Raw genomic sequence first — 13,502 nt, 5'->3', positions numbered from 1 at the left:
AGCATGGCGCGACCGATACGCGCACGCCTGGACTGGTCCGCGCTGCGTCACAATCACAATGTCGTACGGCGCCATGTCGGCAGTGCCAGGGTCTGGAGCGTGGTCAAGGCCGATGCCTACGGTCATGGCCTGTTGCCTGCGGCGCGTGCCTTGATCGAGGCCACCGACGGGTATGCGCTGGTCGAACTCGAAGGCGCCGTGGCGCTGCGCGATGCCGGAATTACCCATCCCATCCTGATGCTGGAGGGTTTCTATCAGGCGGACGAACTGCCCTTGTATGCCGAACTTGAGCTGACGCCGGTGCTGCATACGGCCTGGCAGGTGGATGCGCTGGTTGAAGCATGCCTGCCGATACGCCTGCCGGTTTACCTGAAACTGAATACCGGCATGAATCGCCTGGGTTTCAATCACGACGAATTCGCGGCGATGCTGGCCAGGCTCGTTGCCGCCGACTGCATCGCATCCGTGACGCTGATGACGCATTTTGCCGATGCCGACGAAGCGCGTGGCATCCAGCAGCAACTGGAGAACTTTCGTGCCATGGCCGGTGGCCGCGAGTTGCCGGTATCGCTGGCCAATTCCGCCGCCTTGCTGCGCTTTCCGGAGGCCATCGGGGATTGGGTGCGCCCCGGCATCATGCTCTACGGGGCATCGCCGTTTCCCGCGATGCAAAGCGCCGCCGAACTCGACCTGCACCCGGTGATGACGCTGGAAAGCGAGTTGATCGCGGTACGCGAACTGGCGCCCGGCGACGCGATCGGCTATGGCAGCAGCTTTGTCGCGGAGAAGGCCATGCGCGTCGGTGTGGTCGCCTGCGGCTACGGCGATGGCTATCCGCGTCATGCACCGACCGGCACGCCGGTGCAGGTGGCCGGGCAGCGCACACGCACGCTGGGCCGCGTCTCGATGGACAAGATATGTGTCGATCTGAGCGAACTGCCGTCAACAGTCGGCGTTGGCGCTACGGTGACCTTGTGGGGCGGCGCCGGCGACATGCATCTGTCGGCCGATGATGTGGCCACCGCAGCCGGTACCGTCGCTTACGAAATGTTTTGCGCGCTCGCGGCGCGCGTGCCGATCATCGACGTTAATTGACGGTGATCTGATGGCCAAGGCCAAAACCCAGTATTCCTGCACCGAATGCGGCGCCAGTTCGCCCAAGTGGCAGGGCCAGTGCCCCGGTTGCGGACAGTGGAACACCCTGGTAGAAGCGGTGATCGAGGCGGTGCAGCCGGCCGGGCGCAACTTTGCCGCGCTGGGCGGCACCAGCGGCGTGCAAGCCCTGGCCGAGATTCGTCCGCGTGAAGAGCCGCGCCAGCCCACCGGCGTCGAGGAATTCGATCGCGTGCTGGGCGGCGGTCTGGTGGCCGGCGGCGTGGTGCTGATCGGCGGCGACCCGGGCATCGGCAAGTCGACGCTGCTGCTGCAGGCCCTGGCTCGCCTGGCCCAGGCCAGTGAAAATGTCCTTTACGTTTCCGGCGAGGAGTCCGGCGAGCAGGTGGCCCTGCGTGCCCGCCGCCTGACGCTCGATGTCGGCGGCATGCAGTTGCTGGCCGAGATCAATCTGGAAAAGATACTCGCCACGCTGGTTAACTTGCGGCCCGCCGTGGCGGTGATCGACTCGATCCAGACCGTGTGGTCGGATGCGTTGCAATCGGCGCCCGGCTCGGTGGCCCAGGTGCGCGAATGCGCGGCGCAGCTGACGCGCTTCGCCAAGCAGAGCGGCACCTGCGTGATCCTTATTAACCCCGGCCGACGATACATATTTTCAAAGTCAGCACCCCGGTTTAGGGGGCTCAGAGCAAATAAGCGAAAAAAATTTGCCGTAAAAAATATCATATTGACGCCTATAATACATATTATGAGTCGTCACTTATGTATTGGATTGAGTTAGCAAATGCCATTTGCCACAGTTAATGCAAAGATTGTCTCTGACAACACAGGGGCATCGATGCAAATCCCGGTGCTGATGACGGCGGAAGGCCCGTTGCGCTCATTGATTGACTATTGCCTCAGCATGCGGCGCAGTCAGTCATGGCAAAACAAGCTGCTGCGAGCAGTAAAGCTGTTCCTAGAGTATCTGGAAGTGAATGCCATGCCTGGTGAGGAGGAATGGCGCTTCTTCAGAAATTTCGCCAATGCATTGAAGCTCGGCACGATTGACAGAAATACCTTTGAAGACTCGAGCGGGCTGTATTGGGCGCCATTCGAGGGGCAGGACGCCAACTACATGATCACCCAGCTCAGCGAATTCTTTGACTGGCTGGCGCGGGGAGAAGGGCCGCGCGCTGCCAAGTTCAACCCTGTTTACAAGGGCGGGGTGTATGACCAGAGAATTGATCTGCATGCGTACCACTACCGCCGGAGTAAAGCGTTCTTGGGGCATGTCTGGTCGGATAATCCCTCCGGGCGGAGAAGCAGGGTTACTCGGGGCGAGCGCTTGCCCAAGGTATTCCCGAAGCGCCCGCCCATGTTCCCGGAGGATCGGTTTGAAGAACTGCTCTTCAAGGGCTTTCGTGTCTCGGGCCAATGTGACTATCGAGGCATGCTGATTACTTTGCTGCTATTTGGTGGTGGTCTGCGAGTCAGCGAACCGTTTCACTTGTATATGGCTGACGTTCAACCGTATTGGGATGATCCGCTGATTGCCTTTGTGGCGGTTCATCATCCCAGCCTGGGCGTTGCCCCAAACCACTGGGAAAACCTCTCTGGACAGCGCGGCACCCGAGCCGAATACTTGGCCTCCGAATTCGGCATGACACCACGCAATCTTATTCGAGGGAGGATGCATGCTGGTTGGAAAGATCCCGCACTCGATGAGCGATGGTTCATGAATGTGCATTGGTTTCCAAGAGAGCTCTATGGTCGCTGGTTCATGCAAATCTGGAGCCGCTATCTGGAGCAGGTGGCCTCTATTGAGCGGCATCATCCTTTTGCCTTCATCAATTTGGACAGAGCGTCCGTCGGCGGAGTCTACTGCATTGGTTCCTACCTCAAGGCGCTCCAATCAGCTGTGGAGCGCATCGGGTTGGTGTATGGCAAGGCGCACGGTACAACAGCCCACGGCTCACGCCACGCCTATGCACAACGCGCGCGGCGTGGCGGGATCGATCCGGTGATCATCCAAAGAATCATGCACCATTGCTCACCTATGAGTCAGAAAGTCTATACGCAGCCTGAATTGCATGAGGCCGCCACCGCCTTGCAGGCAGGGGCCAGGAAACTTGCTGAAGAGAATTCGGAAGGGCCGTCAAATACAGGCCTCATCGGGCGAACTGCCGATTTGAGGTTGGGATCAATATGGGAGTAAGAATCCCAGAGAAGGTTCGTGGCGAGGTTGATCGCCGGTTTAGATCTGGTGAGAGCAAGGCAACTATTGCGAAAGCAATGGCCCTTCCATACGACATGGTGCAGCGCTTAACGCCAAAGATAAGAGAAGCGCAAATCGACGAGCAGATCAAGAAAGAAGCTATTCGTCAGGTCGAGCAAGGGGAATCGAGAAAGCGAGTAGCCGCAGCGATGGGGATCAGTGCAAGCGTCGTCGGCAAGTGGACCAAGCACATTCAGACTGAGAAACGTCCAGATGAAAGACTCACCGAAATTATTATGCGTCGCTTAGAAGCCGGCGAAAGCAAGGTGAGTATCGCAAAGGCAATGGGCCTCACTATCGGGAAGGTACAGTACCTGACACCAAAGACAAGAGAGCGAAGTGTTGATGAAGATGTCCGAGAACAAGCTGTTCGTCGGGTTGAGAACGGGGAATCAAAAAAAGCGGTGGCCTCAGGGATCGGCGTGAGCGTCAGCACCGTCAACAATTGGACCCAGCATGTCAAGAAGGTTGAACACATTCCCCGAGATACGAAGGAAGAATTGATGCGCCGTGTTCGCAATGGCGAGAAGCCCACGGACGTAGCGCGCGAACTGAATCTCGACACCTCATACGCTTGCTACCTCGCATCGTCGGTCGATGCCGACCTGACGCCGGAACAGTACAAGAGGATCATGAAAGCGTTTCAGGAGGGGAGGAAATATGTTCAGATTGCAAGCGACCTGGGCGTTCCCACTCGAATCGTACGGTCTGTAATCGGACACAAGACCACTAAGAAGCAACGATATTCCGACGCTGTACGCCTCGCGGCCATCAGAGCTGTTGAGAGCGGTAAGACCGTTCAGGAAGTAGCTGTGGAGTTCAAAGCATCCAGGGCGATCGTCAAGAAATGGTTCGACGCTGCAGTTGCCGGGGGACTCGCTAAGCCGCCACAAGTTTTGAAGGCAAAATCAGAAGACAAGGATTTTCTCTGGATCACACGTCTTGATCCGGAGCTTGAAGAGTGGAGAGTATTTGTCGCCGAATGGATGAACGGTGAAAAAACGAATCTCTCCGGAAAGATCTCAGCGATTACTGGCTTCATCGAGCGCTATTTGGTTGCGCGGAAGTTGCCAAAGAAGCCCGCCGACCTACTACTGCGTAGCAACATCCAGCAGGATTTTTATGCAACTGCGTGTTCGCACCAGCAAGCTGAGCATGGCATTCGGATTAACAATTGCATTCACGTGTTCCTGCGGTGGGTACTCAGAACGCCTGAATTTGCAGATACGAGTTCGGGCGAGCCGATTACCTTACCTATGTTTCGCAACCCGGTTCCAGAACTATTCGCGAGCGGCGTAGCGAAAGCAAATACGGAATCCGACAAAGTCGTCCTACCCTACTGGATGATAAGCGACCTAAGGCGAAGGATCGCTCTAGGACCGAATTTCAGGGACTGGTGCTGGGTTCGTTGCCTACAGGGAAAACTTTCCGTGGACGGCTCGAATGAAGGTCCCGATTGGTTCGAGGTCGAGGAAAGCCACATCGACAAGAACGATCCCGATTGCGTATGGCGATTGCGGCAACGAGTAGGGCAGGACCCGGTGCTTGAAATGTGGAGCCCGGTGCGGTGGGTTGCGGTGCTCGTCCAGCTCCAGATTCCATCACGCGTCGGACAGATCCGTATGGTCGACAGTGGGGAGGCAGACACCTTCATCTGGCAAGGCGGCAAATTTATTCCCAATAAGGGCTCGCTGAGGACCGGCACGGCGCGCAATCCCAGGCGACAGGGCGTATTCCGTCGCCCAGACCCCGAAGACGAAACCATGGGGGCGACCGTCGCCATATTCCTGAATTCCAACAAGACCAATGACATCGGGCGGCGTTCGGGTGCTAAAGGCATGGTGTGCCCTTGGCCACGTATGAACGACTTAGCTGACGACCCGTATTATTGGTTCGCTAAACTGCGAGACTGGCAGCAGAAGTACAACCCAATCTCTCGTTTGACGGCTTGGCGCGACCTCCCTGCTAGGAGAGCTCTCACAGTCAAGGCCGAAGAGAAGAGCAATGAATATCCCGATACGGCCTTCCTCTTTCGCACGCCCGAAACGCCGACCGAAGCCGAGTGGCCATTAACAAGCGGGATGCATAAGAAGGCCTGGCGGAAGCTTCTCGCTGCTTACGAAGAGATTCTCCAAACTGAAGACGTCACCCACCCCGATGGCAGTCCGATCCGGCTGATAAATGAACGCGGGCAGCCAGCCAGTTCGCCGCACGCTACGCGCGTCAGCCTTATTACGCACATGATCCTGGATGGCAACGTGCCGCCTGAAATGATGATGAAGATCGTCGGCCATTCACGCTTCATCATGACCATCTATTACACCAAGCCGGGCCTGAAGCATATTCAGGATGCCGTATTAGGCGCGGTGGAACGTCTGGATGCGAAAAAGGATGAAAACCTGACTCGCGATCTGGCTGGCCTCAGGATGGAGCAACTGAGAGATCGTGTCGTTTTCAACGCAGCGGACCCGGCCACGGTGCTGCCCGTAAATCCTTCCGACCGCAATCCGTTGGGTTGGCTTTACCTGCACGATGGGATCTGCCTAGCGGGTGGTAACACGGGCCCCGTGCCTGATAACGCCAGTGTTCCCGGCTGCCACAATGGAGGGCCAGTGCTTAAGAAAGCTGGGAATGACGTTAAGAAATGGACATTCGGTCAAACCCCCGGAGGAGTTCGGAATTGCGCGCGCTGTCGTTGGAAGGTCGCAGGAACGGAGCATTTGAAAGGGCTTTGCGCAACATTCAATAATCGGCAATACCATCTCCATAAGGCCGGAGAACAGGTTGCTGCTGGCGAGCGCGCGCGTAACGACATACTGAAGGAAAAGGCACGCACTGAATCGAGCAGCCAGCCCTTCAATCGTGCCTCTGATCTGCGTGCCGCTGAGCGTATGCTGGAGGCCTCCGCGCAAAAGTATAACGAACTGACGCTGGACATCGTTAACCTGTATCGGACGATCGAGCGCATCAATGCATTGCCGAATAATCCCGACGGTCCGACCGCGCTGGTGGCGCAGGGCGACCTCCTTACACTGCAGACCGTTGTTGAGGAGACTGATTCAGAATTGCTTGTTCTAGCCGGGATGATCGCCGATCTCGAGTTCTATCCCGACCTTGAAGCTGGCACGGCGATTTTTGAGTTTGCCCAGATTCTTGACCGCGCATTCGAGCGTGAGAGGGAGCCGATGGCGTTTGCACGTATGAGCGAACACGAGAAGATGACTGCCGCCAACGGTTTCATGCGCGCCCTCGAGAATCATATCAATCCGGACAATCCGATCCTCGCGCGCCGTCATGTTGTAGAGATTCTGGATCGCCAAGCAAGCATCGAAAAGACCCTTGGGATCAAGTTAAATAACCTGCTGCCGCAGGCCGGGCCTAGTGACAACAAACCGGTTTATCTGCGTATGGTCAACACGGAGGTACGCAACGATGACGACATGTGCTGTGCATCCTGACGAGGTGTTGAAGGCGTTGCTCGACAAGGGCAATCGCCGCGACAAGGACGAAAAGCTGCGCAAGCTGCATGAATTGTGCGCGACCGAATATGCGCGTCACAGCCAGGGCGCTCGCGACTTGAGCCAGGCCAATATGTCGCGCATCGCAGAGAGTCATGGGCTCTTCAAGGCGCGTGCGATCTACAACAAGCAATCCGAGGATTATGCCAATATAATTGACGCTTGGGCGGCTTACAACGGCCCCAAGTCGAACAAGATGCCGCAGAAAAAGACGTTCCCGGAGAGATACGACTTCCTGAAGAAGATCGAAGACCCTGCGGTGCGCAGCCTGTGTCAGATCGCCCTGGTCGAGCGCGATAAGCTCAAGGCGGAACTTAACTTGCTTAAGTCAAAGACTCAGGTGGTTGTGGATATGCGGCCCTTGGGCGCCGAAATTGCCAAGGGTTCCAGGAACGTGGCTGTGATCGAAATGGCGGCGCAATTGACGGACAGCGAGCACAAGGCACTTGAGGCCGCGCTGGATCCGACGAATCTTGGACGGAGGATGTGGCGGCTGGGAGATACTGGAGAGGTGGTTGATGAACGGGATCGCTTTGTCTTCTTGCCAGGCTTTGCAACCGCCATCAGGAAGATTCTCGGATTACCCGTCCAGCAATCCCTGCTTGCACCCGCGAAGGAAGGCAAGCGTACATGATTCAATTGAATCGATCCGGGCAGCAACTGGCAGTTGCCAACGTTAAGAAGTTTGGCGACTGGGTGGCCGAGCGCGATGCGGCTGGGGACTGGCAGGACTACACCCGTGCCGGGAAGCTCAATCGGTCAGAAATCGCCAATGAATGCGGATTTGCTCTCTCCGTTGTCCGCCAGAACCCCGCCGTAAAGGCTGCTCTTGAGACCTTGGAGACGTCATTACGTGAGCGAGGTCTTATCGGGGGCACTGACGCCTCCACTGCCGCTAAGGACGACCCGACTGCCTTGGCGTTGGAACGTCGGGTTATGGCAGCCAAAGGCAAGGCTGAACAGCGGGTGAAGGCGCTCGAAGAGCAGAATGCCGCCCTGCGTGCCGAGATCGGAGACCTACGCGAGCAACTGGCGCGGTACAGACACCTTGACGAGCATCTGTGCCGCACAGGGCGAATGCTTCCTCCATGAACGAAATCTCGGCCGAGATTCGCGTCGCCTCCATCCGCAGCCGTGGCCGGTGTGGTGGCGCCATCTTCGCTGGCAGCACCGATGCAGGCGAGCGCTATGTGGTCGTGGCCGACTACCAGTTGATTCCGGATGGACATCTGGTCGACCGGGGCCAGCAATGGCTTATTGAGGGTACAACGTCGGTTCGGGAGGTTATTGCGCCTAATGGCTTCAAGATCAATGAAACCCAGATTGCCGCACGGAAGGCGGAACTCATCCGTCCCGCCGGGCGCAACGTCATCAATTGGATATCCACGAATCCCGAGTGCGTCGGTATCGGCCACGTAAAGGCCGCGAAGCTGTACCAGCGCTTCGGGTCGGAACTGGTCGATGTCGTCAAGGATCGCGACATCCCAGCGCTTTGCGAGATACTGAACGAGCAGTCGGCTGACATGCTTTGCCGGGCATTCGAGAAGTTTAATGTCGCCAGCACCCTGCTGTGGCTTGATCGTCTTGGCATCCCGCAGAAGATTGGCGCCAGCGTCATTGCGTTCTACCAGGATCAAGCCCAGGCGAAGATAGAGGCCAATCCCTACGCCCTGATCAGCTTCGAGGCGCGATGGTTAACGGTCGACGACATTGCTCGCAAGCGTTTCGGCATCCAGGCAGACGATCCCCGCCGCCTCGCCTCGGCTATTGAAGAGGCCCTTTACCGGGGCCTGAGCCAGGGGCATACCTGCCTACCGTCCCGCGATGCGCGTGCCATTGTCGTTCGGTTGCTCGATTCGCCAGAACTGGCGACCAAGGCCATTGAGCAAAGCCGGTCCAATAGTCAGTATCAGGTGGTCGACGACCTTTACCAGGCTACGGGCGCCCATTTCATTGAGCGGTATGTGGCCGAGCGACTACGTGCAATGATCCGTGGCGAGAATGGTGCTGGTCAGGCTGGGTTGTTCACCCAGTTGGACAGCAATCCAGCGTCGCTCGAGGATGTTCTGTCGGGCTACGAAGCGAGTCATGGCATTAGCCTAACCGCCGAGCAGCGGCAAGCTGTCCTGACGTGCGCCGCAGCCCATCTAAGTCTGATTCTCGGCGGGGCAGGGACGGGCAAGACGACGGTCCTGAAAGCCCTGTATGCCGCGCTGGAGCAAATTCAGCCCGGCATCCCGATCTACCAACTGGCCTTAGCCGGTCGAGCGGCGCAGCGCATGGCCGAGGCCACCGGCCGGGAGAGTATGACCATCGCCGGGTTTCTCACCAAGGTTGAGCCCGGCGGCATCGAGCTTGGCACCGTCGTCGTCGTAGACGAGGTATCCATGGTCGATGTCATCCTGATGTATCGCCTACTGCGGCATCTGCCCGATGGCGTGCGCCTGATCCTCGTTGGGGACCCATCGCAGTTGCCCCCGATTGGCCCCGGACTTGTCCTGCATGCCTTGGCTTGCATTGACTCCATCCCGCAGACTGAACTCAAGGTGGTCAAGCGCCAGAGCGTGACCAGCGGCATTCCGCAGGTGGCGGCAGCCATTCGCAACCATGAGGCACCTGTCTGGGCGACATACGCCGGAAAGCCTCATACCGGCGTGTCGTTCGTGCCGTGCCTAGCGAAGGATATCGAAGCCACGACGCAACGGATTTACGCCGAAGTGGGAGGCACCGGACGGGACTACAGCGTCCAGATCTTGTCCGTAACCAATTCCCGGGTAGGAGGCGTCAAGAACCTCAATGCGGCGTTCCGTGCCAAGTACCAAACCGGAGCCGACCATGTGTTCTGCTTCGATCCAGAGCATGGGGTAGTGGGCGCCGGGACAACGGACCGGGAACCGATCAAGGTGGGCGATCTGGTCATCTATACCCAGAACGACTATCAACTCGGCCTGCGCAACGGTTCGCTTGGCCGGATAGTTCGGGCGCTACCGGTGACTGATGCGGATGATCTTTGCTGTGTTGCGGAATTCGAGGGCGTCGAGTATGAATTGAATAGCACCCAGATGTTGGCGGTGAGCCACAGCTACGCGATCACCGTCCATAAGAGCCAGGGCAGCCAGTTCAAGCGGATAATTGTGCCCATCCGCGAGTCACGCTTGCTCGACCAAACACTGATCTATACCGCAGTCACCCGAGGTATTGACCAAGTTGTGTTGATCGGCGACGAACAAGCGACGCTGGCGGCAATCCGAGCGGCAGCCTCATCGGCGCGGCGGCATATCACCTTGCCTTCTTTACTTGAGGAGGCATAGGTATGAGCGAAGGGCTGTCAAGGGGATCGTGGAATAAATGGAGGGGACCCGCGCAGCGGGGAGGTTGCCGTTTATGCCGCGAAAGCCCCTTTACAGACCGTAGCGACCAATGCTCAGTGGCTAGGGGTGGGGTTGGGTTTTATAACCCCACCCCTGGCCACGCGGCGAGCGCGGGGTTTGGGGCAGCGCCCCAAGGTGTTGACGCTAGGACGGTGAGATGAAGTCCAAGAATCGAGGGAGTTTGGGAGTGAAGTCACACACAATATATTCATGCAACGAATGCGGCGGCCAGACGCCGAAGTGGCAGGGGCAGTGTCCGCATTGCAATGCATGGAACTCTCTAACTGAATCAGTGGCAGGTACTGATACGAAGAGCAGTAATCGTTTCAACTCATGGGCAGCTGGCGGAAAGCTGCAGATGCTCTCGGAGGTCGGAACAGCAGAAGTGCAGAGAACGCCGACAGGTAGCGCGGAATTTGACCGCGTCTTGGGTGGTGGACTGGTGCCAGGCGGAGTAGTGCTCATTGGCGGCGATCCGGGCATTGGCAAGTCAACATTGTTGCTGCAGGTTCTAGCGCATTTATCAATGCAGCGCAGCACCTTATATGTGAGCGGTGAAGAGTCGGCACAACAGATCGCTCTTCGCGCCAAGCGCTTGTCGTTGGACGGGAACGACATGCGTTTGTTACCCGAAATTCAGTTGGAAAAAATTCAGGCGGCCATCTCGCAGTGCAAACCAGACGTAGTAGTGATTGACTCAATACAAACGCTCTGGTCGGGACAACTCACATCCGCACCGGGTTCAGTGGCACAGGTGAGAGAGTGTGCTGCGCAACTTACGCGCATGGCTAAAGGCGGCAACATGACGTTGTGCTTAGTGGGACACTCGACAAAGGAGAACGTACTTGCAGGGCCCCGAGTCTTGGAACACATGGTGGATACCGTGTTGTATTTCGAGGGTGACCCCCAGACAAGTTTCCGGGTGATTCGCGCCTTCAAGAACCGCTATGGTGCCGTCAACGAGCTAGGCGTGTTCGCAATGACACAGACGGGGTTACGTGAGGTGAACAATCCTTCGGCGCTGTTTCTTTCGCAACATCACAAGCCGGTGTCAGGTAGTTGCGTGATGGTGACTCAGGAAGGCACCCGGCCACTTTTGGTGGAAATTCAGGCGCTGGTCGACGGCGCCAACGGAAATCCGCGCCGGCTTTCGGTTGGCTTGGAGCAGAACCGGCTAGCTATGCTGCTTGCCGTCTTGCATCGGCATGCTGGCGTGGTTTGCGCCGATCAGGATGTCTTCGTCAATGCCGTCGGCGGCGTCAAGATCACCGAGCCCGCAGCCGACCTCGCCGTCCTGCTGGCGATCGTTTCAAGTCTGCGCAACTGCCCGTTGCCGGGCAAGTTGGTTGCCTTTGGTGAGGTGGGCTTGGCTGGTGAGGTGCGCCCCGCGCCGCGCGGCCAGGAACGTCTCAAGGAAGCCGCCAAACTCGGGTTTACCCACGCCATCGTGCCCAAGGCCAATGCGCCAAAACATGAGATACCAGGCTTGGAGATCATCGCAGTTGGAAGGGTTGAAGACGCGGTCAACGCCTACAGATGACAGGAGAGGGAGCCAGTTCCGACGGGTCGCGGTCGTTATCACCAAGTCACGCATTCTGGATCACGCCCTCGCGTACCCTGTGTAGACGGTTTCGGCGGTTGAAGTGCTACGGTAAGTCCGTAAATATGGACGACTTCGATTCGGAATGGGGGCAACTTGCCCCTGGCCGTGTGTTTTGGAGTAACGAGTCTCGTTGGGATCCTTGCTGATCTGTTGCGGTGGCGGGCTTGAAATGATGAAGCCATGGGCGACGGCTTATTGAGTCAACCCGCCGTTCCAGCAGGTAGAATTTGGTTCGGGTCGCAGACCGGACCCGGCCATCAACAGCCGTAGCGGCCTCCGAAAACAGATGCGTTTGAACGGCGGGTAACTCATCAAATACCTGCCGTTCAGCCCAATTGGTTGTCGGGCTGTTGGTCGGCCATAACGGCCGTTGGCCTAACGCGCTCAATCGGGCTGCAATCCTGCGCTTACCAGCCGTTCAGCCCGAAGAGGTCGCGAACGGCGGCTTTCCTATCTGGCGAATGCCTACTCCGTGCCCTAAAGCGACTGATGACAATATCAAGTTCCACGTCCGCTTTCTGATCACAAAGCTGCCGCCAGAGATTGCTCGCACTCTGGCGGCAGTTCTGTCGAAGCGGTTGTAGTCGTCATTGCCCCTCGGACGGCCATGGGTTAAAGCCTTTGACTGAGTACGGAAATCATAGCGGTTAGGGCCGATGGCCTGATATATGACCCACCCTGTCAACACTTCACACAAGTGAAGCCTGAGCGAAATATCGCGGTCACACTCGGTCGTTACCATCCCCGCTTCGATTGCAATTTCTTAACTGAATGCCGTAGTTGATTCAATAGACGAATCAACCATGACGGCGAAAAAGGGGTGCCGATGATTCAGTTGACCGACCTATCCGTGCGCTACCGCGACGATCTGGTGGCCCTCCAGCCAACCTCGCTAAATTTCGGTCGCGGGGAATTCACGGTATTGCTGGGTGCGTCCGGCGCCGGCAAGTCCACTCTGTTGCGCAGCCTCAATCTCCTGACGCGGCCAACGACCGGCCGCGTGACAGCGGACGACATCGGTGCCATCGACGGCCGCGCCGCACTGCAGGCCCATCGGCGCCGGACCGGCATGATCTTCCAGCAGCACCAGTTGATCGGGCGTCACACGGCGCTGGCCAACGTGCTGCTCGGCCGCATTGGCTACCACTCCGTCTGGCGCAGCCTGTTCCCACTTCCCACGGCGGAGCAGCGCATCGCCTTGGAGTGCCTGGACCGCGTCGGCTTGCTGCAGCGGGCGCTCGACCGCGTAGACAAGCTCAGCGGCGGGCAGCAGCAGCGCGTCGGCATCGCGCGCGCCCTGGCCCAGCAGCCGCGCCTGATGCTGGCCGACGAACCGGTGGCGAGCCTTGATCCGGCGAGTTCGCGTCGGGTACTGGCCCAACTCAAGCGCATCTGTCGCGAAGACGGCATTACCACGGTCGTCAGCCTGCACCAGGTGGAACTTGCCATTGAGTATGCCGATCGCGTCGTCGGCCTGGCCCACGGCCGGGTGGTGTTCGACGGGTCGCCCGACGCGCTGAGTGCCGGCGTGCAGGAAATGATTTACAACCAAGCACCTGCCGGCGTTGCTCCGCAAGCAAGCACCACCGCCCTTCCCATCCCGCCGAGGTCACTTGACCTGGCCATCATCGAGGATTGAC

General features: G+C 58.1%; 8 protein-coding genes and 1 pseudogene. All 9 read left to right on the top strand.

The window, feature by feature from the left end:
* The first annotated feature begins 3 nt into the window (after positions 1-3).
* A complete protein-coding gene (gene alr, locus SUTH_RS11195) occupies positions 4-1,095 on the top strand; it encodes an alanine racemase (protein ID WP_041099301.1) in 1,092 nt (363 codons plus the stop codon).
* Positions 1,096-1,105: 10 nt separating this feature from the next.
* Positions 1,106-1,744, top strand: a pseudogene (locus SUTH_RS11190) (ATPase domain-containing protein); the annotation flags it as partial.
* Positions 1,745-1,897: 153 nt separating this feature from the next.
* A complete protein-coding gene (gmtY, locus tag SUTH_RS11185) occupies positions 1,898-3,310 on the top strand; it encodes a gamma-mobile-trio recombinase GmtY (RefSeq protein WP_041099300.1) in 1,413 nt (470 codons plus the stop codon).
* 77 nt (positions 3,311-3,387) lie between these two features.
* The gene (gene gmtZ / locus SUTH_RS11180) at positions 3,388-6,828 is read left to right on the top strand and encodes a gamma-mobile-trio integrase GmtZ (protein WP_052473557.1); all 3,441 of its coding nucleotides are present in this window, start codon (positions 3,388-3,390) and stop codon (positions 6,826-6,828) included.
* Positions 6,803-7,522, top strand: coding sequence for a gamma-mobile-trio protein GmtX (gene gmtX, locus SUTH_RS11175; RefSeq protein ID WP_052473556.1), 720 nt, complete (start codon positions 6,803-6,805; stop codon positions 7,520-7,522). The genes gmtZ and gmtX overlap by 26 nt, the downstream gene beginning before the upstream one ends.
* Positions 7,519-7,980, top strand: coding sequence for a VPA1267 family protein (locus SUTH_RS11170; protein WP_041099298.1), 462 nt, complete (start codon positions 7,519-7,521; stop codon positions 7,978-7,980). Before gmtX ends, SUTH_RS11170 begins: the two co-directional genes overlap by 4 nt.
* On the top strand, positions 7,977-10,199 hold the full coding sequence (locus SUTH_RS11165) for an AAA family ATPase (protein WP_041099296.1): 2,223 nt from the start codon (positions 7,977-7,979) through the stop codon (positions 10,197-10,199). The genes SUTH_RS11170 and SUTH_RS11165 overlap by 4 nt, the downstream gene beginning before the upstream one ends.
* A 217-nt stretch (positions 10,200-10,416) precedes the next feature.
* The gene (gene radA / locus SUTH_RS11160) at positions 10,417-11,799 is read left to right on the top strand and encodes a DNA repair protein RadA (RefSeq protein ID WP_041099294.1); all 1,383 of its coding nucleotides are present in this window, start codon (positions 10,417-10,419) and stop codon (positions 11,797-11,799) included.
* Positions 11,800-12,688: 889 nt separating this feature from the next.
* Positions 12,689-13,501, top strand: a complete 813-nt coding sequence (gene phnC / locus SUTH_RS11155) for a phosphonate ABC transporter ATP-binding protein (protein WP_041099292.1) — start codon at positions 12,689-12,691, stop codon at positions 13,499-13,501.
* Position 13,502 lies beyond the last annotated feature (1 nt).

Source organism: Sulfuritalea hydrogenivorans sk43H, assembly GCF_000828635.1.
In the GTDB taxonomy this organism is placed as follows: Bacteria; Pseudomonadota; Gammaproteobacteria; order Burkholderiales; family Rhodocyclaceae; genus Sulfuritalea; species Sulfuritalea hydrogenivorans.
Note: the sequence above shows the minus strand (reverse complement) of the source record. Positions and strands in the feature narration are given on the sequence as shown.